Source organism: Mesorhizobium sp. C399B, assembly GCF_030323185.1.
GTDB lineage: Bacteria > Pseudomonadota > Alphaproteobacteria > Rhizobiales > Rhizobiaceae > Mesorhizobium.
The window spans coordinates 262,612-284,483 of record NZ_CP100472.1; the positions used below are offsets into that span (position 1 = coordinate 262,612).

Sequence of the window (21,872 nt, forward strand, 5' to 3'; positions counted from 1 at the left end):
CGAGTTCGTCCCGTTTGTCCCGCGCACCTATTTTTCCCGCTCGCTGCGCAGCTTTGCCCAATAGTCCAGCCGTTTCTTGATATCGCGCTCGAAGCCGCGTTCGGGCGGATCGTAAAAGGTCTGCCGGCCCATCTTTTCGGGGAAATAGTCCTGGCCGGAAAAGGCATCGGGCTGGTCGTGATCGTAGCGGTAGCCGGCGCCGTAATCCTCCTCTTTCATCAGCTTGGTCGGCGCGTTGAGGATGTGCTTGGGCGGCAGCAGCGAACCGAACTCCTTCGCCGCCCGCGTGGCTGCCTTGAAGGCGGTATAGACGGCGTTGGATTTGGGCGCGGTGGCGAGATAGACGGTGGCCTCGGCGAAGGCCAGTTCGCCTTCGGGCGAGCCGAGGTAGTCGTATGCGTCCTTGGCGGCGTTGGCCACGACCAGCGCCTGCGGGTCGGCGAGCCCGATATCCTCCATCGCCATGCGCACCAGCCGGCGGCCGAGATAGAGCGGATCCTCGCCGGCGTCGAACATGCGGGCAAGATAATAAAGCGCCGCGTCCGGATCGGACCCGCGCACCGACTTGTGCAGCGCCGAGATCAGATTGTAGTGACCGTCCTGGCCCTTGTCATAGATCGGCGCGCGGCGCTGCACGATGCGCTGCAACCCTTCGGGATCAAAAACCTCGCCGGGTTTGGCGGCGCGCCAGACTTCCTCGGCCAGCGTCAGCGAGGCCCGGCCGTCGCCATCGCTCATGCGGATGAGCATCGCCCGCGCCTCGTCGTCGAGCGGCAGCGCCCTGCCCTCCGTCTCCTCCGCCCGCGTCATCAGTTTGGCGATGCTGTCCTCGCCCAGCGAGTGAAACACCAGCACCCGCGCTCGCGACAGAAGCGCGGCGTTCAGCTCGAACGATGGATTTTCGGTGGTGGCGCCGACCAGAACAACTGTTCCATCCTCCATGACCGGGAGGAAAGAGTCCTGCTGGGCACGGTTGAAGCGATGGATCTCGTCGACGAACAGCAGCGTCTGGCGGCCATTGGTGCGGCGCAGCTTCGCTGCTTCGAACACTTTCTTCAGGTCGGCGACGCCGGAAAACACCGCCGATATCTGCTCGAAAGCAAGACGGGTCTCGCCGGCCAGCAGCCGCGCAACGGTAGTCTTGCCGGTGCCGGGTGGCCCCCAGAAAATCATCGAGCCGAGCGAACCGGAGTTGATGAGCCGCGTCAGTGCGCCGTCGGGGCCGGTCAGATGCTCCTGGCCGACGACCTCGCCAAGGTTTTTCGGGCGCAGCCGATCGGCCAAAGGCCGGCCGGGCGGCGCTCTTTCCGGTTCATCGACGCTGAACAGATCGGCCATCTAGGTCTTCTGGTTGGAGCACGATCCTCAGAAATGGGAAGATCGCCTCAGTAACGCAACACCTGGCGCAGTATCTGCCCGCCGCGCTCGACGGTAAAGCGCCACCAGCGTGTATCCTGCTGGGCAAGCTGCGCCAGTGTCGCCGCCGTATCGACGGTGGTGCCGTTCACCTCGCGCACGATGTCGCCGGGCTGGAAGCCGAAATCGGCAGCCGGCGAATCGCGGTTGATGTCGACCACGGTGACGCCCTTGAGGTCGGTGCGCAGGCCAAGCCGCTGGGCGAGCCTGGGCGACAGTTCCGCGACCTTGGCGCCGGAGAATGGGCTGCGGCCATGCAGCGTCACTTCCGACGCCTTGGCGCCTTCCGGCGCGCGCTCCAGTGCGATCTCCATCGTCGCCTGCTGGCCCTTGCTCAGGATGGCGAAGGTCGCCTTGGTGCCGATCGACAGGGTCGCCATGCGGTAGTCCAGCGCCTCGATGCCTTCGACGGTCGTGCCATTGAGCTGCAGCACGACATCGCCGGGCTTCAGCCCTGCCTTGGCCGCCGGTCCGGCTTCCTCGACCGACGACACCAGCGCGCCGGTCGGCTTCTCCATGCCAAGCGATTCGGCGATCTGAGGTGTGACCGCTTCGAACTCGGCGCCTATATAGGGCCGCTCGAAGAAATCGAGCCCGGCCTTGGCCGCATCGGCGAAGGCACGCACCATGTTGGCCGGGATGGCAAAGCCGATGCCGATCGAGCCGCCGCTGCGGCTGTAGATGGCGGTGTTGATGCCGACCAGCTGGCCGCCCATGTTGATCAGCGCGCCGCCGGAATTGCCGGGATTGATGGCGGCGTCGGTCTGGATGAAATAGCCCGAATCCGAAACGCCGATATGGCTGCGGGCAAGCGCCGAAACGATGCCGCTGGTGGTGGTCTGGCCGACGCCGAACGGATTGCCGATGGCCAGCACCAGGTCGCCGACCTCGAGCGCGTCGGAATCGCCGATGGCGATCACCGGAAACGGCTTGTCGGAGGTGATCTTGAGCACGGCGAGGTCGAGCGTCTCGTCCTTGAGCATGACCTTCGAGGTGAATTCGCGCCCGTCGGCGGTCGCGACCTTGACCTCGTCGGCATCCTTGATCACGTGGAAATTGGTGACGACGACGCCGCTCGGGTCGACCAGCACACCCGAGCCGAGCGAGGATTGCGCGCGCGGCTGTGCGCGGCCGAAGAATTCCTCGAAGAAAGGATCGCCGTCGAAGGGCGACGTGACCTTGGCCGTCTGCGAAGCATAGACATTGACCACCGCCGGCGCCGTCTGCTTGACCAGGGGCGCAAACGACAGCTGTACCTCTTCGCGGCCGAACGGCACGCGCTTGTCGGGACCGGAGGTGCCGTTCTCGCCTTCGACGCCATGCAAGAGGTCGGTCAGCACATCGGAGAGCCCCGGATCGGCTGGCTTGGCGGCGTCCTCGGCCAGGGCGTCTTTCACGGCCGGTGCCGCGGCAAAGGCGGCCAGCGCGCAAAGGGCAACAAGAAACAGCCGTTTGAAGTGCATTCCGAATCCTCCAGGTCGGGCGCCATTGTCCCGACGATTGTGCAAAATGAAAGGCTAAGCCGCTGAAATCTGATTATTCTGGCCCGCAAAGCAGCTATAGGTCGGCTTGAAACTGAGAACCTTCGTCGACCTTCATGAAAAAACAACTCCTGTCATTCCGTGACTTTTTGAAGACCGGCACTTTTGGGCCCGTTTCCCCTTCTCTGAAAATGATCGACATCGCCGGTGTGCTGGGTCCGCCTGACGGCTGGGTCACGGAACCTGCAGGGACGATTCCGGTCTATTGGATTTTCGGAAAGCTCGAAATTTCCTTTGATGAAGAAGCACCTCATTGGATGAACTGGTTTCAGATCGAAGAAGCGGGCTATCTCGAAGGTGATTTTGAGGTTCTCACCGATCGCCTTGTGCTCTCATTGGATGGGTTCAGTGGAGAGACGAAGCCTTCGGAATTCCTGGCTGCCGGCCTTTGGGCTCCAGAAGAGGCAGCGGTTTTCTACGCCGCCTTGAGCGACGATATCTTGCTGAACATCTGCGCGGGTCCCATTCAGATTCATTTCCGAGTCGATACAGACTTCATCGAAGATGGGGACGCCCAAAAATACCTGGCCAATTCCACCGTGTCGCAAGTGGTCAGCGATATCGATTCCCGCGCCACCCTCGACAGTATCTATTCCTATCCCCAACCGGCGTTCGAAGAGATCCCCGGCGCCTTCAATTGGAATCTGCTTAGCGGTCGCGACTACCTGACGCTTGCTCGCTAAACGTAAGGCTCGCTAAACGTAGGACGCTGGTAACAAAAAGGGGCCCGAAGGCCCCTTTGAATTCATCCAGAAACCCCCAGCCTTATGCGGCCGCGGTTTCCTCATTGGTGCCTTCAGCTTCGAGGCGAGCGCGGTCGCCGGCGCCCTTGGCGTCGGTGTCACGGTCGACGAACTCGATGACCGCCATGGCGGCATTGTCGCCGTGGCGGAAGCCCGCCTTCATGATGCGCAGATAGCCGCCATTGCGGGTGGCGTAGCGCGGCGCGATCGTGTCGAACAGACGCTTGACGACGCCTTCATTGCCGATCTGGGCAATCACCTGGCGGCGCGCATGGAGGTCGCCGCGCTTGCCGAGCGTCACCAGCTTCTCGACGATCGGACGCAGATCCTTCGCCTTCGGCAGGGTGGTGACGATCTGTTCGTGCTCGAGCAGCGACACGGCGAGGTTGGCGAACATCGACTTGCGATGGCTAATGCTTCGGGCGAAGCGGCGGCCTTTAAAACCGTGGCGCATGGCTCTTTTCCTTCTTCAGTTGTTCAAGAGGCCGTGGCCTCTGATGGTTTTCCGCATGACCGTCGGATCGAGCGGCTCACGCCGCCGATCCTTGGAAATTCATGCTCAATATTGGTCTTCGTAACGCTTGGCGAGGTCTTCGATGTTTTCCGGCGGCCAGTCCGGCACTTCCATGCCGAGGTGCAGGCCCATCGCCGCGAGCACTTCCTTGATCTCGTTCAGCGACTTGCGGCCGAAGTTCGGGGTGCGCAGCATCTCGGCTTCGGTCTTCTGGATGAGATCGCCGATGTAGACGATGTTGTCGTTCTTCAGGCAGTTGGCCGAACGCACCGAAAGCTCGAGTTCGTCGACCTTCTTGAGCAGCGCCGGGTTGAAGGCGAGCTCTGTGACGGCTTCGGTGGCGACTTCCTTCTGCGGCTCGTCGAAATTGACGAACAGGCCAAGCTGGTCCTGCAGGATGCGGGCAGCGAATGCCACCGCGTCCTCGCCCGAGATCGAACCGTCGGTCTCGATGGTCATGGTCAGCTTGTCATAGTCGAGAACCTGGCCCTCGCGGGTATTTTCGACCTTGTAGGAGACCTTCTTGACCGGCGAATACAGGCTGTCGACCGGGATCAGGCCGATCGGCGCGTCTTCGGCGCGGTTGCGGTCGGCCGGCACGTAACCCTTGCCGGTGTCGACGGTGAATTCCATGCGGATTTCAGCGCCCTCGTCCAGCGTGCAGATGACGTGGTCCGGGTTGAGGATCTCGACGTCGCCAACCGTCTGGATGTCGCCAGCCAGAACCGCACCCGGGCCCTGCTTGCGAACGACCATGCGCTTGGGACCATCGCCTTCCATGCGGATGGCGATTTCCTTGATGTTGAGGACGATGTCGGTCACGTCCTCACGCACGCCGGCAATCGACGAGAATTCATGCAGAACGCCGTCGATCTGCACGGCGGTGACAGCCGCACCGCGCAGCGAAGACAAAAGCACGCGGCGCAGCGCGTTGCCGAGCGTCAGGCCGAAGCCGCGCTCGAGCGGCTCGGCGACCAGCGTGGTCAGCGTCTTCTTCTTCGACGAGAACTCGATCTTGTTCGGCTTGATCAGTTCCTGCCAATTTTTCTGGATCATGATGCTTTCCTTCCGTTGACCCGCCACCATCCAATCGTGGCGGGCGACCTGGAGTGCCGTGGAGGAGCGCCTTGAGGCGCTCGCGCGGCGTTCGGTAATGTCTTAGACGCGGCGCTTCTTGCGCGGGCGGCAGCCATTGTGCGGGATCGGCGTCACATCACGGATCGAGGTGATGGTGAAGCCGGCAGCCTGCAGGGCGCGAAGCGCCGATTCACGACCGGAGCCGGGTCCGCAGACCTCGACTTCGAGCATGCGCATGCCGTGTTCCTGGGCCTTCTTGGCGACGTCTTCGGCAGCCATCTGGGCGGCGAACGGGGTCGACTTGCGCGAACCCTTGAAGCCCTGGGCACCGGCCGACGACCAGGCAATGGAATTGCCCTGCGCGTCGGTGATGGTGATCATCGTGTTGTTGAAGGTCGAATTGACGTGGGCAACGCCCGACGAGATGTTCTTGCGTTCGCGACGGCGAACACGAGCGGCTTCCTTGGCCATGATAGTCCTTTCAGTTGATCTCTACACCGCCGTAATGCCAGCGGCTCCACCTTTGAAAGCGAGTAGTGAGCAGGGACTAGCGAATAGGGACCCCTACTCGCTAATGGCTACTCGCTATCGCTCACTTACTTCTTCTTGCCGGCGATCGACTTGGCCGGGCCCTTGCGGGTGCGTGCATTGGTGTGCGTGCGCTGACCGCGAACCGGCAGCGAACGGCGGTGACGCAGGCCGCGGTAGCAGCCGAGGTCCATGAGACGCTTGATGTTCATCGACACTTCGCGGCGCAGGTCGCCTTCGACCTGGTAGTCGCGGTCGATGGTCTCGCGGATCTGCAGCACTTCCGCGTCGGTCAGCTGGTTGACGCGGCGTTCGGCCGGGATGCCGACCTTGTCGACGATCTCCTGGGCGAACTTCTTGCCAATGCCGTGAATGTACTGAAGCGCAATGACGACGCGCTTGTTGGTCGGAATGTTGACGCCGGCTATACGAGCCATATTCTTCTCTTCTCCATGTGGGACCGGCCGGCCTTCAAAACAAGGCATGCGCGGCGCTGTTCAAATTACCCCGCGTCCGGTGGAGGCCGGCCCTTGCGGGAGTTCCCTAGTTTCAATGCGGCTGCCTTGCCCTTGCGGACAAGCAAGCCTCATGCCTGATAGGAAGACGGGCCGCCATAACCCAGCGAACCGTTCCAGTCAAGCGCAATCTTTACTTTACCGTAACGGTCTCCCGCGTCACCGCCGCGAGCAGCGCTTCAATCTCCGCCGTCACGGTGTCGACAGGAGCCATGCCGTCGACACTCCTAAGCGAGCGTTTGGCGTAATAATAGCCGATCAGCGGCGCCGTCTTCTTGTAATATTCCCGCAGGCGCTCTTCGAACACCACCGGATTGTCGTCCTTGCGCACCGGCTGTCCGGCGGCCTTGGCGTCGTCGGCGCGCTTGACGATGCGGCCGACCAACGCTTTGTCGTCGACGACGAACTCGATCACGGCATCGAGGCCAATGCCGCGCTCGGCGAGCATCGATTCAACCGCATCAGCCTGCACCAGCGTGCGCGGATATCCGTCGAGGATGAACCCGTTGGTGCAATCGGGCTGGTCGATGCGCTCGGCCACGATGGCGTTGACGATTGCGTCGGAAACCAGCTCGCCGGCATCCATCACCGCCTTGGCGCGCTTGCCGACTTCGGTACCGGCCTGCACGGCCGCCCGCAGCATGTCGCCCGTCGACAGCTGCGGTATGCCGTATTTTTCTACCAGTCTTTGTGCTTGCGTCCCCTTGCCCGCTCCTGGCGGCCCAAGCAATATCAATCTCATCTGGCCTTCTTCCCCCCGCGCAGCTTCGACTTCTTGATCAGGCCCTCATACTGGTGCGCGATCAGGTGACCCTGGATCTGCGCCACCGTATCGAGGGTTACACTGACCACGATCAGAAGCGATGTGCCACCGAGGTAGAATGGTACGCCAGTCGCCGAAATCAGGAACTCGGGCAGCAGGCACACCAGCACCAGATAGATGGCGCCGACGACGGTGATGCGCGTCAGGACATAGTCGATGTAATCGGCGGTGCGCTCACCCGGACGGTAGCCCGGAATGAAGCCGGAATGCTTCTTGAGCTGGTCGGCGGTGTCCTTCGGATTGAACACGATGGCCGTGTAGAAGAAGGCGAAGAACACGATCATTGCCGCATAGAACAGCATGTAGAGCGGCTGGCCGTGGCCGAGCGAAGCGAGCACGGTGCTTGCCCATGCCGGCAGGTTTGTCGTCTGCGAGAAGCCGGCGACCGTTGCCGGCAGCAAAAGCAGCGACGACGCGAAGATCGGCGGAATGACGCCCGACGTGTTGAGCTTCAGCGGCAGATGCGAGGTATCGCCCTGGAACATGCGGTTGCCGACCTGGCGCTTCGGATACTGGATCAGCAGGCGGCGCTGCGCGCGCTCGAAGAACACGATCAGCGCGATGACGATGATAGCCAGCACGATGATCGCGAGTATCAGCCCGGTCGATAGGGCGCCGGTGCGGCCGAGCTCCAGCGTGCCGGAGATGGCGCGCGGCAGGCCGGCGACGATGCCGGAAAAGATGATCAGCGAAATGCCGTTGCCGATGCCGCGGGCGGTGATCTGCTCGCCCAGCCACATCAGGAACATGGTTCCGCCAACCAGCGTGACGACGGTCGAGATGCGGAAGAACATGCCGGGATCATTGACGATGCCGTTGCCGCCTTCCAGGCCCACCGAAATGCCGTAGGCCTGCACCAGCGCCAGGAGTACCGTGCCGTAGCGCGTGTACTGGTTGATGACCTTGCGGCCCTGCTCGCCTTCCTTTTTCAGCGCTTCCAGCGACGGAATGACCGAGGTCATCAGCTGCATGATGATGGAGGCTGAGATGTAAGGCATGATGCCGAGCGCGAAGATCGCCATGCGCTGCACGGCGCCGCCGGCGAACATGTTGAACATGCCGAGCACGCCCTTGGCCTGCGAAGAGAAGGCCTGCGCGAATGCATCCGGATTGATGCCGGGCAGCGGGATATAGGTGCCGAGGCGATAGACGAGCAGCGCGCCGACGGTGAACCAGATTCGCTTCTTCAGGTCCTCCGCCTTGGCGAAAGCCGCAAAATTCAGATTCGAGGCTAGTTGTTCAGCAGCCGAAGCCATGCCTGATTCTCCGCTAGAGCATGATGCCGAAAAGTGTGAAGCGGTTTTCGGACAACGTCATGCGCTACTTCTTTGATTTGTATGTCACGCTCGATGCCCGCAGCTCAGGCGGCGCGTGGCACCGAAGCTCACGAAATAAGCTCCGGGCTCTAAACATGCAAGCGGCCGCGTTGACGCGGCCGCCTAATTGATCGGATCAAAGCGCAATCGTGAACAAAAACGGATACCGTTCCTGCCGACCGCGCTTCAAATTGCCGTTACTCCGCTGCCGCTTCCGGCAGCTTGACCGAACCGCCGGCCTTTTCGATCTTCTCGATCGCGGCCTTGGAGGCGCCGGCGACGTCGAAGGCAAGCTTTGCCTTGAGCTCGCCGTCCGAGAGGATGCGCACGCCGTCCTTGACGCGGCGGATGACGCCGGCGGCGACGAGTGCCTCGGCCGTCACGGTCGCCTTGGCGTCGAGCTTCTTGGCATCGAGCGCCGTCTGGATACGAGCCAGCGACACGACGACAAAGCTCTTGGCGAAGATGTTATTGAAGCCACGCTTCGGCAGGCGCCGATAGAGCGGCATCTGGCCGCCCTCGAAGCCGTTGATGGCAACGCCGGAGCGCGCCTTCTGGCCCTTGACGCCGCGACCGCCGGTCTTGCCCGAGCCGGAGCCGATGCCACGGCCGAGACGCTTCTTGGAGTGCGTCGCGCCGTCCTTGTCACGCAGATCGTTGAGTTTCATCTGGGTTCTCCTGCGCTTTTGCTCAGCCCTCGTCCACGACGCGGACGAGATGCTGGACGGCAGCGATCATGCCGCGCACCGAGGGAGTGTCCTCCAGCGTGCGCTGCTTGTGCATCTTGTTGAGGCCGAGGCCGACCAGCGTTGCGCGCTGTTCCTTCGGGCGGCGGATCGGCGAACCGATCTGCTCAACGGTGACGGTCTTGGTTGCTTTCTTGGCCATGGTCAAAATCCCTGGTCAGATCGACTATTCTTCAGCCGCAACGGCGGTGCCGCGGCGGGCCTGAAGGGTCGAATACTTGATGCCGCGCGCAGCAGCCACATCCTTGGGATGCATCTGGCTCTTCAGCGCGTCGAATGTGGCACGAACCATGTTGTAGGGGTTCGACGAACCCATCGACTTGGCGACCACGTCATGCATGCCGAGCGTCTCGAAGACAGCGCGCATCGGGCCGCCGGCGATGATGCCGGTACCCTGCTTGGCAGCGCGCAGCAGCACGCGTCCGGCGCCCCAGCGTCCTTCGACGTCGTGGTGCAGCGTGCGGCCCGAGCGCAGCGGCACGAAAATCATGTCGCGCTTGGCCGACTCAGTTGCCTTGCGGATCGCTTCCGGCACTTCGCGCGCCTTGCCGTGACCGAAGCCGACGCGGCCCTTCTGGTCGCCGACGACGACGAGTGCTGCAAAACCGAAGCGACGGCCGCCCTTGACGACCTTGGCGACGCGGTTGATGTGGACGAGCTTGTCCACCATCCCGTCATCGCGTTCTTCACGATCGCGGCCGCGGCCGCCATCCCTACGTTCCTGTGCCATATCCTGTTCCTTGTTTTTTTCCGGAAGCACGGTTGCTGATAAGATCCGGTGCGCCTCTTTGGGTCACCGGGGGCGAATTATTTTTCCTTGCATGATCTTGTCCGAAAAGTCTGCAACTTTTTGCTGCGCTGACCTTCGGTTCGGGATCAGGCAATTAGAAGCTCAGACCGCCTTCACGGGCAGCCTCGGCCAGCGCCTTGACGCGGCCGTGATAGATATAGGCGCCGCGGTCAAAGACGACTTCCTTGACGCCGGCCTTCGAAGCACGCTCGGCGATCAGCTTGCCAACAGCGGCTGCTGCCTCGGTGTCGGCGCCGGTCTTGAGCGAACCCTTGAGGTCCTTCTCGAGTGTCGATGCAGCCGCGATGGTATGGCCCTTGGCATCGTCGATGACCTGCACGTAGATGTTCTTCGACGTGCGGTGAACCGAGAGACGCGGACGTTCGCCGGCGACCTTCTTGATCTGGCGGCGGACGCGCTGCGCGCGGCGCTGGATGGATTCCTTGGTAGCCATGATAGTCTTCCTTGCCTTCAAAAAACGGGGGCCGCCATGTGCGGTAGGCGAAAGCGCCTCCCGCGACCGCTCCCCGCGGCGTTGCACTTCTTTGGCTTGGCCCTTTCCGAAAAGTCTGCAACTTTTCGGGGCCAGGCCTACTACTTCTTCTTGCCTTCCTTGCGGACGATCTTCTCGCCGGCATAGCGGACACCCTTGCCCTTGTAGGGCTCGGGACCGCGATACTCGCGGATCTCGGCTGCAACCTGGCCGACCTGCTGCTTGTCGATGCCGGTCACGGTGATTTCCGTCGGCTTCGGCACGGTGATCGTGATGCCGGCCGGCGTCTCGTAAACGACGTCGTGGCTGAAGCCAAGCGCCAGCTGCAGGTTCTTGCCCTGGAGTGCCGCGCGATAGCCGACGCCGGTGATCTCGAGCTTCTTCTCGAAACCGTCCTTGACGCCCTGCAGGATGTTGACGATCTGCGTGCGCGACATGCCCCACTTGGAGCGGGCGGTCTTGGTCTGGTCACGCGGCTGGACAGCGATTTCGCTGCCTTCCATCTTGACCAGCACTTCGTCGTTCACCACGAACTTCAGCTCGCCCTTGGGGCCCTTCGCCGTCACGGTCTGGCCGTTGACGGTCGCGGTCACGCCCTGCGGCAGCGAAACGGGTTTCTTTCCAATACGAGACATTTGGTTGTCCTCGTCACTTCTCTTGTTTCAGGTCTGCCGAATTAGAAAATCTGGCAGAGGATTTCGCCGCCGACATTCTGTTCGCGTGCTTCGTGATCGGCCATCACGCCCTTCGGCGTCGAAAGGATGGCGATGCCGAGGCCGTTGGCGACGTGCGGGATCGACTTGGCCGAAACGTAAACGCGGCGGCCAGGCTTCGAGACGCGGGCGATTTCGCGCACGACCGGAGCACCGTCGAAATACTTCAGCTCGATTTCGATTTCGGACTTGCCGTTGTCGAAGTCGGTCTGGCTGTAGTCGCGGATATAGCCTTCAGCCTTCAGCACGTCGAGGACGCGGGTACGCAGGCGCGACGCCGGCGTCGAAACGCTCGACTTCTTACGGCCATACGCGTTGCGGATGCGGGTCAGCATATCGCCGAGAGGATCGCTCAATGACATGTTATGTCCTCCTTACCAGCTCGACTTGACCAGGCCCGGGATCTGGCCGTTATTGCCGAGATCACGAAGCGCGATGCGCGATACTTTGAGCTTGCGATAATAGGCGCGCGGACGGCCGGTAACTTCGCAGCGGTTGCGGATGCGGATCTTGGCCGAGTTGCGCGGCAGGGCAGCAAGCTTCAGCTGAGCGCGGAAACGCTCTTCCATCGGCTTGGACTGGTCCATGATGATCGCCTTGAGCGCTGCGCGCTTGGGACCGTACTGGTCGGCAAGCTTGCGGCGCCTGTTGTTCTTCTCGACTGAGCTGGTCTTTGCCATTTCAGATTTTTCCTTTTCTCGCTGCCGTTACTGGCGGAAGGGGAAGTTGAAGGCCTTGAGCAATGCCCTGGCTTCGTCGTCCGTCTTCGCAGTCGTACAAACGATGACGTCCATGCCCCAGATCTGATCAACCTTGTCGTAGTTGATCTCCGGGAACACGATGTGTTCCTTGATGCCCATGGCGTAGTTGCCACGGCCATCGAAGCTCTTCGGATTCAGTCCGCGAAAGTCGCGGACGCGCGGCAGTGCGATGTTCACGAGACGGTCGAGGAACTCGTACATGCGTTCCTTGCGCAGCGTGACCTTGGCGCCGATCGGCATCTTCTCGCGGACCTTGAAGCCGGCGATCGAATTACGGGCGCGGGTGACGACGGCCTTCTGGCCGGCGATCATCGCCAGGTCTTCGGCCGCGATCGAAGGCTTCTTCGAATCCGCGGTCGCTTCGCCGACGCCCATGTTCAGCACGATCTTGTCGATGCGCGGAACCTGCATCTCGTTCTCGTAGCCGAACTGCTCCTGCAGCGCCTTGCGGATGGTCTCGTTGTAGACCTGCTTGAGGCGCGGCGTGTTCTGGGCCTTGGACTGTTTGCTTTCAGCCTTGGGCTTCGTGGTTTGAGCCTTAGCCATTGATGACTTCTCCCGAGCGCTTGGCGACGCGCACCTTCTTGCCGTCCTTCTGGAAGATGAAGCCGACGCGGGTCGGCCTGCCATCCTTGGGGTCGGCGAGCGCGATGTTCGACAGCTGGATCGGCGCTTCCTTGGTGATGATCCCGCCCTCTTGGGACTGGGACTGCTTCTGGTGACGACGGATCATGTTGACGCCGCGCACCAGCGCGGTGTCTTCCTTCGGCTGAACCGAGAGGACTTCGCCCGAACGGCCCTTGTCCTTGCCGGCCAGCACGACGACCTTGTCGCCTTTTCTAATCTTTTGCATTGGTCCGGCTCCTTACAGCACTTCAGGCGCGAGCGAGATGATCTTCATGTGGTTCTTGGCGCGGAGTTCGCGCGGAACCGGTCCGAAGATACGCGTGCCGATCGGCTCTTTCTTGTTGTCGACGAGAACGGCCGCGTTCTTGTCGAAACGGATCACGCTGCCGTCCGGGCGGCGGATGTCCTTGGCCGTGCGAACCACGACCGCCTTCATCACATCGCCCTTCTTAACGCGGCCGCGCGGAATGGCTTCCTTGATCGACACCACGATGATGTCGCCTACGGAAGCGTATTTCCGCTTCGAGCCGCCCAGCACCTTGATGCACATGACACGACGGGCGCCGGAATTATCCGCGACGTCGAGGTTTGTTTGCATCTGAATCATGACTGGCCGCCTTCTTCTCTTCTAACGGGACGGGCTCAAAGCCCCTCCCCGGTCTGTCCAAAATTCGGTTTGTTACGCCTGGTCCGAAGACACGACGATCCAGCGCTTGTCCTTGGAAATCGGCTTCGATTCCTGGATGAACACCTGATCGCCGACCTTGTGGGCGTTGTTCTCGTCGTGCGCCTTGTACTTCTTGGTCATGCGCACGGTCTTCTTCATCACGGGATGCGTGAAGCGCCGTTCGACCTTGACGACTACCGTCTTCTCGTTCTTGTCGCTGACGACAGTGCCCTGCAGAATGCGCTTTGGCATGATTTTCGTCCTTAAGCCTTCTTGGCCGCGGACTTTTCCGCAGCGATGGTCTTGATACGCGCAATGTCCTTGCGAACCTGCCGCACGCGCGCGGTCTTCTCGAGCTGGCCGGTGGCCTTCTGGAAGCGCAGGTTGAACTGCTCCTTCTTCAGGCTGGCCAGATCGTCGGTCAGCTGGTCCTGGGTCTTGGTCCGGATGTCTTCGGCTTTCATGATCAGCCCGTCCTTATTCTGCGATGCGCTGTACGAAGCGCGTCCTGACCGAGAGCTTGGCCGCGCCGAGACGCAGCGCCTCACGGGCGGTTTCTTCGTTGACGCCGTCGATCTCGAACATGATGCGGCCCGGCTTGACGCGCGCCGCCCAGTAATCGACAGCGCCCTTGCCCTTGCCCATGCGCACTTCAGTCGGCTTCGACGTCACCGGCACATCAGGGAAAATACGGATCCACACGCGGCCGGCACGCTTCATCTCACGAGTGATCGCGCGGCGGGCCGCCTCGATCTCACGCGCGGTGACGCGGTTCGGCTCAAGCGCCTTCAGCCCGAAACCACCGAAATCCAGGTTGGTGCCGCCCTTTGCGGTACCATGGATACGGCCCTTGAACTGCTTGCGGAACTTTGTGCGCTTTGGCTGCAGCATCGTTCTAACTCCAAATTCCTAAATAATCAGGCGTTTTCGCGACGACGACCGCGTTCGCGATCACCACCACCGCCATGCGCAGCATCACCCTCGGTCGCGCGACGCTCCGAAGCCATCGGATCGTGCTCGAGGATTTCGCCCTTGAACACCCAGACCTTGACGCCGCAGATGCCGTAAGCCGTATGCGCTTCGGCCGTGCCATAGTCGACATCGGCGCGCAGCGTATGCAGCGGCACGCGGCCTTCGCGGTACCATTCCATGCGCGCAATCTCTGCGCCGCCGAGACGGCCGGCGCAGTTGATGCGGATGCCTTCGGCGCCCAGGCGCATCGCCGACTGAACGGCGCGCTTCATGGCGCGGCGGAACGCGATACGACGCTCGAGCTGCTGGGCGATCGACTGGGCGACCAGGGTTGCGTCGATTTCCGGCTTGCGCACTTCAACGATGTTCAAGTGCGTCTCGGACTTCGTCATCTCCATCAGCTTCTTGCGAAGCTTTTCGATGTCGGCGCCCTTCTTGCCGATGATCAGGCCCGGGCGCGCCGCATGGATGGTGACGCGGCACTTCTTGTGCGGGCGCTCGATCACGACCTTGGAAATCGCAGCCTGCTTGAGTTCCTTTTCAAGATATTTGCGGATCTTGATGTCCTCATGCAGCAGCTTGCCGTACTCGCCGGTGTTCGCGAACCAGCGCGAATCCCAGGTGCGGTTGATGCCGAGGCGCAGACCGATCGGATTGACTTTCTGACCCATTATGCGGCCTCCCCTTTTTCTTCGACTTCACGAACGACGATCGTGAGGTGCGAGAACGGCTTTTCTATACGGCTGGCGCGACCGCGGCCACGAGCATGGAACCGCTTCATGACGATCGACTTGCCGACATAGGCTTCCGCCACGATCAGTGCATCGACGTCGAGGTCGTGGTTGTTTTCCGCGTTGGCGATCGCCGATTCCAGCGTCTTCTTGACCGTGCCGGAAATCCGCTTGGCCGAGAATTCGAGATCGGAAAGCGCTGTCGCGACCTTCTTGCCGCGGATCAGCGCGGCAACCAGGTTCAGCTTCTGCGGGCTGATACGGATCGTGCGCAGAACGGCGCGCGCTTCGTTGTCAGCAAGCCTGCGCGGAGCTTTGGCCTTGCCCATGATTATTTCCTCTTCGCCTTCTTATCCGCGCCGTGACCGTAATAGGTCCGGGTCGGAGCGAATTCACCGAACTTGTGACCGACCATGTCCTCGTTCACCGAGACGGGAACATGCTTCTGGCCGTTGTAGACACCGAAGGTGAAGCCGACGAACTGCGGCAGGATGGTGGAGCGACGGCTCCACATCTTGATCACCTCATTGCGACCACCTTCACGAACCTTGTCCACCTTCTTGAGAAGGTAGCCGTCGATGAAGGGGCCTTTCCAAATAGAACGAGTCACTTGGCGTTACCTCTTCTTAGCTCTTGCGCTGATGGCGCGAGCGCAGGATGAACTTGTCGGTCGCCTTGTTGGACCGCGTCTTCTTGCCCTTGGTCGGCTTTCCCCACGGGCTGACCGGATGACGGCCACCGGAGGTGCGGCCTTCACCACCGCCATGCGGATGGTCGACCGGGTTCATGGTCACGCCGCGATTGTGCGGGCGCTTGCCGCGCCAGACCGTGCGGCCGGCCTTGCCGTCGTTGATGTTGCCGTGGTCGGGGTTCGACACGGCGCCGACGGTGGCCATGCAGGAGCCGTGAACGACCCGCTGCTCGCCCGAGTTGAGGCGCAGGATCGCCATGCCCTGGTCGCGACCGACCAGCTGTCCGTAGCCACCTGCCGAGCGGGCAACCTGGGCGCCCTTGCCCGGCTTCAGCTCGATGTTATGGACGATCGTGCCGACCGGCATCGAGGCCAGCGGCATCGCATTGCCTGGCTTCACGTCGACCGATTCACCGGCCACGATCTTGTCGCCGGCGGCAAGGCGCTGCGGAGCGATGATGTAGGACAGCTCGCCATCGTCATACTTGATCAGCGCGATGAAGGCGGTGCGGTTCGGATCGTATTCAATGCGCTCGACCGTGCCGACGACGTCGAACTTGCGGCGCTTGAAGTCGATGATGCGGTACGAACGCTTATGACCGCCGCCGATGAAGCGGGCCGTGATGCGGCCGTGATTGTTGCGGCCGCCCGACTTGGTCAGGCCTTCGGTCAGTCCCTTGACGGGCTTGCCCTTGTAGAGGCCCGAGCGGTCGACGATGACCAACTGGCGGGTGCTCGGCGTTACCGGGTTGAATTTTTTAAGTGCCATGTTTGTTGTCCTCGCGGCCTAGCTCAGAGACCCGTCGCGACGTCGATCGACTGGCCGTCGGCCAGTGTCACAATCGCCTTCTTGACGTCGCTCTGGCGGCCGATCGTGCCGCGGAAGCGCTTGATCTTGCCCTTGCGGACAAGCGTGTTCACGGCCGTAACCTTGACGCCAAACAGCGCTTCGACAGCGGCCTTGATTTCCGGCTTCGACGCCTTCTTGGCGACGTTGAAAACAACCTGGTTGTTCTCGGAAGCCATGGTCGACTTTTCCGTGATCGCCGGCGAGACGATCACGTCGTAATGACGGAGGTCGGTCATTTAAAGCGCTCCTCGAGAGCCTCGACGGCGGCCTTCGAAAGGACCAGCGTGCCGCGGCGCAGAATGTCGTAGACGTTGATGCCCTGGATGGGCAGCACGTCGATGTTCGGGATGTTGGTCGCCGCCAGCTTGAAGTTCTGGTCAAGCTCGGCACCGCCGATCACCAAGGCGTTGGTCAGGCCCAGTGTCGCGAAATTCGCGATCAGCGCCTTCGTCTTGGCCTCGGTCAGCTTCAGCTCGTCGATGATGATGATCGACGCGCTCTTGGCCTTGGCCGAGAGAGCATGCCGCAAGCCCAGAGCGCGCACCTTCTTCGGCAGATCGTGCTCGTGGCTGCGAACGACCGGGCCGTGGGCCTTGCCGCCGCCGCGGAACTGCGGAGCGCGTGCCGAATGGTGACGGGCGCGGCCCGTACCCTTCTGCTTGTACATCTTGGCGCCGGTGCGCGCGATTTCGGCGCGGCCCTTGGCCTTGTGCGTGCCCTGCTGCCGTTTGGCCAGCTGCCAGCGCACGACGCGCTGCAGGATGTCCTCGCGCGGATCAAGGCCGAAAATCTCCTCGGAGAGTTTCACCTTGCCGGCGTCCTTGCCGCCAAGCGTTGTGATCTTGAGATCCATTATTCTGCTCCCTCTGCGGCCGGAGCCTCGTTCTTGGCGCCACTCTCGGCGGCAACGGCGCGGATCGCGGCAGGCTTCGGCGCGTTGGCCGGCAGTGCCACCTTGGCCGCATCGCGGACCAGGATCCAGGCGCCCTTCGATCCGGGAACCGCACCGCGGATCAGGATCAGGCCGCGGTCGGCGTCGGTCGAAACGATCTCGACATTCTGTGTGGTGACGCGGGTGTCGCCCATGTGGCCAGCCATATGCTTGCCCTTGAACACTTTGCCCGGGTCCTGACGCTGGCCGGTCGAACCGTGCGTACGGTGCGAAACCGAGTTACCGTGCGTCGCGCGGCCACCACCCATGTGATGGCGCTTGATGACGCCCTGGAAACCCTTGCCGATCGTCGTGCCCGTCACATCGACCTTCTGGCCGGCGACGAAGTGCTCGACGGTGATCTCGGCGCCGACATCGATCATGTTGTCGGCGGAGACGCGGAACTCGGCGACCTTCGCCTTCGGCTCGACGGAAGCGGTCGCGAAATGGCCGCGCATCGCCTTCGACGTATTCTTTACCTTAGCAAGGCCAACGCCGAGCTGGACGGCCGTATAGCCGTTCTTCTCCTGCGTGCGCTGAGCCACGACCTGGCAGTTCTCCATCTGGAGAACGGTGACGGGAACATGTTCCCCGGCATCATTATAGATGCGGGTCATTCCCACCTTCTTTGCAATCACACCTGAACGCATCGGTTCAATTCCTTTAGAGTTCCGGGCCAGGGGCACCGCCCCTTACCGCGCTCTCATTCCCTTAGAGCTTGATCTCGACGTCGACACCGGCGGCCAGATCGAGCTTCATCAAAGCATCGACCGTCTGCGGGGTCGGATCGACGATGTCGAGCAGACGCTTGTGCGTGCGCATCTCGAACTGCTCGCGGCTCTTCTTGTCGACGTGAGGCGACCGGTTGACCGTGAACTTTTCGATCCGCGTCGGCAGCGGAATAGGGCCGCGGACGTTTGCTCCGGTGCGCTTGGCCGTCGACACGATTTCTTTCGTCGAGGCGTCGAGCACGCGGTGATCAAACGCCTTCAGGCGGATGCGGATATTCTGTCCGTTCATGCGTCACTTCCTTGTTCTGGCGCGGCGCGGGCAAATCCTGCGCCCGCGACAGATCGGTTTAAGTCCAAATTACTCTTTGATGGTGACGACGATGCCGGCACCGACGGTGCGGCCGCCTTCACGGATGGCGAAGCGCAGCTTCTCTTCCATGGCGATCGGCACGATCAGCTCGACATCGACCGTGATGTTGTCGCCGGGCATAACCATCTCCGTGCCTTCCGGCAGCGACACGATGCCGGTCACGTCGGTCGTGCGGAAGTAGAACTGCGGACGGTAGTTGGTGAAGAACGGCGTGTGACGGCCACCTTCGTCCTTGGTCAGGATGTAGGCTTCGGCCACGAACTTCTTGTGCGGCTTCACCGTACCGGGCTTGGCCAGAACCTGGCCGCGCTCGACACCTTCACGATCAACGCCGCGCAGCAGCGCGCCGATGTTGTCGCCGGCCTGGCCCTGATCGAGCAGCTTGCGGAACATCTCGACGCCCGTGCAGGTCGTCTTGGTCGTCGGACGGATGCCGATGATTTCCAGTTCCTCGCCGACCTTGACGATGCCGCGCTCGACGCGGCCGGTCACGACCGTGCCACGGCCCGAGATCGAGAACACGTCTTCAATCGGCATCAGGAACGGCTTGTCCAGCGGACGAACCGGCGTCGGGATGTAGGCATCGACCGCAGCCATCAACTCGCGGATCGCGTCTTCGCCGATGGTCTTGTTGGAATCTTCCAGAGCAGCCAGAGCCGAACCCTTGACGATCGGAATGTCGTCGCCGGGGAACTCGTTCTTCGACAGAAGCTCGCGAACCTCGAGCTCGACCAGTTCGAGCAGCTCGGCGTCGTCGACCTGGTCGACCTTGTTCAGGAACACCACGATCGACGGCACGCCGACCTGACGGGCAAGCAGGATGTGCTCGCGGGTCTGCGGCATCGGGCCGTCGGCGGCCGACACGACCAGGATCGCGCCGTCCATCTGCGCAGCACCGGTGATCATGTTCTTCACATAGTCGGCGTGGCCGGGGCAGTCGACATGGGCGTAGTGGCGCGCTGCCGTCTCGTATTCGACGTGCGCCGTCGAAATCGTGATGCCGCGGGCCTTCTCTTCGGGCGCCGCATCGATCTGGTCGTAGCGCTTGTACTCGCCAAAATACTTCGTGATCGCCGCCGTCAGCGACGTCTTGCCATGATCGACGTGGCCAATCGTGCCAATGTTCACATGAGGCTTGTTACGCTCGAATTTACCTTTTGCCATGTGATGTCTCCAATCTGCTCGCCCGTACGGGCCTTGAATTAAGTTACCGATGCAACCCGCTGGGGTTACGCGTATTTCTTCTGGACTTCCTGGGCGACCGCGGTCGGCACAGGCTCATAGTGATCGAACTGCATCGTGTAGGCAGCGCGGCCCTGGCTCATCGAGCGCAGGTTGTCGACGTACTTGAACATGTTGGCCAGCGGCACCATCGCGTTGATGACGACAGCCACGCCACGCGCTTCCTGGCCCTGGATCTGGCCACGACGGCCGTTCAGGTCGCCGATGACGCTGCCGACATAGTCTTCCGGCGTCACGACTTCGACCTTCATGATCGGCTCGAGCAGTTGCACGCCAAGCTTGGGTGCGGCTTCACGGAAGCAGGCGCGGCCGGCGATTTCGAAGGCCAGAACGCTGGAGTCCACATCGTGGTAAGCGCCGTCGATAAGCGTCGCCTTGACGCCGATCATCGGGAAGCCCGCGAACGGACCCGACGACATGACGCTGTTGATGCCCTTTTCGACACCCGGGATGTATTCCTTGGGAACCGCACCGCCGACGATCTTGGTCTCGAACTCGAACTCCGAGCTTTCCGGGTTCGGTTCGAACACGATCTTGACGCGGGCGAACTGACCGGTACCGCCGGTCTGCTTCTTGTGGGTGTAGTCCTGCTCGTGCCTGCGGGTGATGGTCTCGCGGTAAGCCACCTGCGGCGCGCCGACATTGGCCTCGACCTTGAACTCGCGGCGCATGCGGTCGACGATGATGTCGAGGTGAAGCTCGCCCATGCCCGAAATGATGGTCTGGCCGCTTTCCTCGTCGGTCTTGACGCGGAAGGACGGATCCTCGGCGGCCAGGCGGTGAAGGGCGAGGCCCATCTTTTCCTGGTCGTTCTTGGTCTTCGGCTCGATGGCGATCTGGATGACCGGATCGGGGAATTCCATGCGCTCGAGGATGACCGGGTGCAGCGGATCGCTGAGCGTGTCGCCGGTGGTCGTGTCCTTGAGGCCAGCCAGAGCGACGATGTCGCCGGCAAAGGCTTCTTCGACGTCGGCGCGCGAATTCGCATGCATCTGCAGCATGCGGCCGATGCGCTCTTTCTTGCCCTTGACGGTGTTGTCGACCGAGATGCCCTTGGTCAGCTTGCCCGAATAGATGCGGGCAAAGGTCAGTGAGCCGACGAACGGGTCGTTCATGATCTTGAAGGCCAGCATCGACAGCGGCTCGTTGTCGTCGGCATGACGCTCGATCTCGGCGTCGGTCTTGGCGTCGACGCCCTTGATGGCGGGAACATCGGCCGGCGACGGCAGGTATTCGACGACTGCGTCGAGCAGCGGCTGCACGCCCTTGTTCTTGAAGGCCGAGCCACAGAACATCGGGTAGAACTTGACCGCGATGGTGCCCTTGCGGATCAGCGCGCGGATCTCGTCATTCGACGGCATCTTGCCTTCGAGGTAATTCTCGAGTGCCGTCTCGTCCATTTCGACAGCGGCTTCGATCATCTTCTCGCGGTATTCTTCGGCGCGAGCCTGCAGGTCGGCCGGGATCTCGACGACGTCCCAGGCAGCGCCCAGCGTCTCGTCGCGCCAGACCAGCGCGTTCATCTCGACGAGATCGACGACACCCTTGAACTCGGTCTCGGCGCCGATCGGCAGCTGCATGACGACGGCATGCGCACCAAGACGCGAGCCGATCATCTCGACCGAGCGGTAGAAGTCGGCGCCGATCTTGTCCATCTTGTTGCAGAAGATCATCCGCGGAACTTTATACTTGTCGGCCTGGCGCCAGACGGTTTCCGTCTGCGGCTCAACACCGGCATTGGCATCGAGCAGCGCAATGGCGCCGTCGAGCACGCGCAGCGAACGCTCGACTTCGATGGTGAAGTCGACGTGTCCGGGAGTGTCGATGATGTTGAAGCGGTACATCTTGCCGCTGCGACCCTTCCAGAAGGTCGTAGTGGCGGCGGACGTGATGGTGATGCCGCGCTCCTGCTCCTGCTCCATCCAATCCATGGTGGCAGCGCCGTCGTGGACTTCGCCGATCTTGTGCGACTTGCCCGTGTAATAGAGGACGCGCTCGGTGGTCGTCGTCTTGCCGGCGTCAATATGCGCCATGATACCGAAATTGCGGTAGTCTTCGATTTTGTATTCGCGGGCCATCTTGGA

General features: G+C 61.9%; 32 protein-coding genes. 1 reads left to right on the forward strand and 31 read right to left on the reverse strand.

Annotated features, from left to right (window positions below):
* Positions 1-27: 27 nt before the first annotated feature.
* Both NLY36_RS01345 and NLY36_RS01350 read right to left on the reverse strand, forming a co-directional pair.
* On the reverse strand, positions 28-1,338 hold the full coding sequence (locus NLY36_RS01345; RefSeq protein ID WP_023736686.1) for a replication-associated recombination protein A: 1,311 nt from the start codon (positions 1,336-1,338) through the stop codon (positions 28-30).
* Between the two features lie 47 nt (positions 1,339-1,385).
* Positions 1,386-2,879, reverse strand: a complete 1,494-nt coding sequence (locus NLY36_RS01350; protein ID WP_023736687.1) for a DegQ family serine endoprotease — start codon at positions 2,877-2,879, stop codon at positions 1,386-1,388.
* 134 nt (positions 2,880-3,013) lie between these two features.
* On the opposite strand from NLY36_RS01350, the gene NLY36_RS01355 reads away from it, so the two are divergent.
* On the forward strand, positions 3,014-3,640 hold the full coding sequence (locus NLY36_RS01355) for a hypothetical protein (RefSeq protein WP_155922398.1): 627 nt from the start codon (positions 3,014-3,016) through the stop codon (positions 3,638-3,640).
* A gap of 82 nt (positions 3,641-3,722) precedes the next feature.
* Here NLY36_RS01355 and rplQ read toward each other — a convergent pair whose 3' ends face one another.
* The 29 genes from rplQ to fusA form a co-directional block, all read right to left on the reverse strand.
* On the reverse strand, positions 3,723-4,154 hold the full coding sequence (gene rplQ, locus NLY36_RS01360) for a 50S ribosomal protein L17 (RefSeq protein ID WP_023736689.1): 432 nt from the start codon (positions 4,152-4,154) through the stop codon (positions 3,723-3,725).
* Positions 4,155-4,259: 105 nt separating this feature from the next.
* The gene (locus NLY36_RS01365) at positions 4,260-5,270 is read right to left on the reverse strand and encodes a DNA-directed RNA polymerase subunit alpha (protein ID WP_023682599.1); all 1,011 of its coding nucleotides are present in this window, start codon (positions 5,268-5,270) and stop codon (positions 4,260-4,262) included.
* A 102-nt stretch (positions 5,271-5,372) separates the two neighbouring features.
* Entirely contained in the window at positions 5,373-5,762 is a 390-nt protein-coding gene (rpsK, locus tag NLY36_RS01370) for a 30S ribosomal protein S11 (protein WP_006205444.1), read from the reverse strand.
* A 125-nt stretch (positions 5,763-5,887) separates the two neighbouring features.
* Positions 5,888-6,256: a 30S ribosomal protein S13 gene (gene rpsM, locus NLY36_RS01375; protein ID WP_006205445.1), complete on the reverse strand. Its 369-nt coding sequence runs from the start codon at positions 6,254-6,256 to the stop codon at positions 5,888-5,890.
* A 211-nt stretch (positions 6,257-6,467) separates the two neighbouring features.
* The gene (locus NLY36_RS01380) at positions 6,468-7,076 is read right to left on the reverse strand and encodes an adenylate kinase (RefSeq protein WP_023701778.1); all 609 of its coding nucleotides are present in this window, start codon (positions 7,074-7,076) and stop codon (positions 6,468-6,470) included.
* Entirely contained in the window at positions 7,073-8,413 is a 1,341-nt protein-coding gene (gene secY, locus NLY36_RS01385) for a preprotein translocase subunit SecY (protein ID WP_023672761.1), read from the reverse strand. Before secY ends, NLY36_RS01380 begins: the two co-directional genes overlap by 4 nt.
* Positions 8,414-8,670: 257 nt before the next feature.
* Positions 8,671-9,141 (reverse strand): 50S ribosomal protein L15, encoded by a 471-nt coding sequence (rplO, locus tag NLY36_RS01390; RefSeq protein WP_023672760.1) that lies wholly within the window; start codon positions 9,139-9,141, stop codon positions 8,671-8,673.
* 22 nt (positions 9,142-9,163) lie between these two features.
* A complete protein-coding gene (gene rpmD, locus NLY36_RS01395) occupies positions 9,164-9,361 on the reverse strand; it encodes a 50S ribosomal protein L30 (protein ID WP_023736690.1) in 198 nt (65 codons plus the stop codon).
* Between the two features lie 24 nt (positions 9,362-9,385).
* Positions 9,386-9,949: a 30S ribosomal protein S5 gene (rpsE, locus tag NLY36_RS01400; RefSeq protein WP_006333394.1), complete on the reverse strand. Its 564-nt coding sequence runs from the start codon at positions 9,947-9,949 to the stop codon at positions 9,386-9,388.
* Between the two features lie 154 nt (positions 9,950-10,103).
* The gene (gene rplR, locus NLY36_RS01405) at positions 10,104-10,463 is read right to left on the reverse strand and encodes a 50S ribosomal protein L18 (RefSeq protein ID WP_023682602.1); all 360 of its coding nucleotides are present in this window, start codon (positions 10,461-10,463) and stop codon (positions 10,104-10,106) included.
* A 140-nt stretch (positions 10,464-10,603) separates the two neighbouring features.
* A complete protein-coding gene (gene rplF / locus NLY36_RS01410; RefSeq protein ID WP_023682603.1) occupies positions 10,604-11,137 on the reverse strand; it encodes a 50S ribosomal protein L6 in 534 nt (177 codons plus the stop codon).
* A gap of 41 nt (positions 11,138-11,178) precedes the next feature.
* Positions 11,179-11,577, reverse strand: a complete 399-nt coding sequence (rpsH, locus tag NLY36_RS01415) for a 30S ribosomal protein S8 (protein WP_006205453.1) — start codon at positions 11,575-11,577, stop codon at positions 11,179-11,181.
* Positions 11,578-11,589: 12 nt separating this feature from the next.
* Positions 11,590-11,895 carry a 30S ribosomal protein S14 gene (gene rpsN, locus NLY36_RS01420; protein WP_010909282.1) on the reverse strand — a complete coding sequence of 102 codons (306 nt, stop codon included), beginning with the start codon at positions 11,893-11,895 and terminating at the stop codon, positions 11,590-11,592.
* Positions 11,896-11,922: 27 nt separating this feature from the next.
* Positions 11,923-12,522 (reverse strand): 50S ribosomal protein L5, encoded by a 600-nt coding sequence (rplE, locus tag NLY36_RS01425; protein ID WP_023672755.1) that lies wholly within the window; start codon positions 12,520-12,522, stop codon positions 11,923-11,925.
* Positions 12,515-12,829 (reverse strand): 50S ribosomal protein L24, encoded by a 315-nt coding sequence (gene rplX / locus NLY36_RS01430; protein WP_023691245.1) that lies wholly within the window; start codon positions 12,827-12,829, stop codon positions 12,515-12,517. Before rplX ends, rplE begins: the two co-directional genes overlap by 8 nt.
* 12 nt (positions 12,830-12,841) lie before the next feature.
* Complete coding sequence (gene rplN / locus NLY36_RS01435) at positions 12,842-13,210, reverse strand: 50S ribosomal protein L14 (RefSeq protein WP_006205457.1); 369 nt, start codon at positions 13,208-13,210, stop codon at positions 12,842-12,844.
* A gap of 72 nt (positions 13,211-13,282) precedes the next feature.
* Complete coding sequence (gene rpsQ, locus NLY36_RS01440) at positions 13,283-13,522, reverse strand: 30S ribosomal protein S17 (RefSeq protein ID WP_010909280.1); 240 nt, start codon at positions 13,520-13,522, stop codon at positions 13,283-13,285.
* Positions 13,523-13,533: 11 nt separating this feature from the next.
* Positions 13,534-13,734 carry a 50S ribosomal protein L29 gene (rpmC, locus tag NLY36_RS01445; protein WP_006205459.1) on the reverse strand — a complete coding sequence of 67 codons (201 nt, stop codon included), beginning with the start codon at positions 13,732-13,734 and terminating at the stop codon, positions 13,534-13,536.
* A gap of 13 nt (positions 13,735-13,747) precedes the next feature.
* The gene (gene rplP / locus NLY36_RS01450; RefSeq protein WP_006205460.1) at positions 13,748-14,161 is read right to left on the reverse strand and encodes a 50S ribosomal protein L16; all 414 of its coding nucleotides are present in this window, start codon (positions 14,159-14,161) and stop codon (positions 13,748-13,750) included.
* A 26-nt stretch (positions 14,162-14,187) separates the two neighbouring features.
* Positions 14,188-14,913: a 30S ribosomal protein S3 gene (gene rpsC / locus NLY36_RS01455; RefSeq protein WP_023672753.1), complete on the reverse strand. Its 726-nt coding sequence runs from the start codon at positions 14,911-14,913 to the stop codon at positions 14,188-14,190.
* The gene (rplV, locus tag NLY36_RS01460) at positions 14,913-15,302 is read right to left on the reverse strand and encodes a 50S ribosomal protein L22 (protein ID WP_006205462.1); all 390 of its coding nucleotides are present in this window, start codon (positions 15,300-15,302) and stop codon (positions 14,913-14,915) included. Before rplV ends, rpsC begins: the two co-directional genes overlap by 1 nt.
* A 2-nt stretch (positions 15,303-15,304) precedes the next feature.
* Positions 15,305-15,583 (reverse strand): 30S ribosomal protein S19, encoded by a 279-nt coding sequence (gene rpsS, locus NLY36_RS01465; RefSeq protein ID WP_006205463.1) that lies wholly within the window; start codon positions 15,581-15,583, stop codon positions 15,305-15,307.
* Positions 15,584-15,599: 16 nt separating this feature from the next.
* Positions 15,600-16,433 carry a 50S ribosomal protein L2 gene (gene rplB / locus NLY36_RS01470; RefSeq protein WP_023706515.1) on the reverse strand — a complete coding sequence of 278 codons (834 nt, stop codon included), beginning with the start codon at positions 16,431-16,433 and terminating at the stop codon, positions 15,600-15,602.
* Positions 16,434-16,456: 23 nt separating this feature from the next.
* A complete protein-coding gene (locus NLY36_RS01475) occupies positions 16,457-16,750 on the reverse strand; it encodes a 50S ribosomal protein L23 (protein ID WP_023672751.1) in 294 nt (97 codons plus the stop codon).
* Positions 16,747-17,367, reverse strand: coding sequence for a 50S ribosomal protein L4 (gene rplD / locus NLY36_RS01480; protein ID WP_023672750.1), 621 nt, complete (start codon positions 17,365-17,367; stop codon positions 16,747-16,749). The genes NLY36_RS01475 and rplD overlap by 4 nt, the downstream gene beginning before the upstream one ends.
* Positions 17,367-18,095: a 50S ribosomal protein L3 gene (rplC, locus tag NLY36_RS01485; protein ID WP_023682606.1), complete on the reverse strand. Its 729-nt coding sequence runs from the start codon at positions 18,093-18,095 to the stop codon at positions 17,367-17,369. Before rplC ends, rplD begins: the two co-directional genes overlap by 1 nt.
* 61 nt (positions 18,096-18,156) lie before the next feature.
* A complete protein-coding gene (gene rpsJ, locus NLY36_RS01490; RefSeq protein ID WP_010909272.1) occupies positions 18,157-18,465 on the reverse strand; it encodes a 30S ribosomal protein S10 in 309 nt (102 codons plus the stop codon).
* Positions 18,466-18,534: 69 nt separating this feature from the next.
* Entirely contained in the window at positions 18,535-19,710 is a 1,176-nt protein-coding gene (gene tuf / locus NLY36_RS01495; protein WP_023723394.1) for an elongation factor Tu, read from the reverse strand.
* 65 nt (positions 19,711-19,775) lie between these two features.
* Positions 19,776-21,866 carry an elongation factor G gene (gene fusA / locus NLY36_RS01500; RefSeq protein WP_023667430.1) on the reverse strand — a complete coding sequence of 697 codons (2,091 nt, stop codon included), beginning with the start codon at positions 21,864-21,866 and terminating at the stop codon, positions 19,776-19,778.
* Positions 21,867-21,872: the final 6 nt, after the last annotated feature.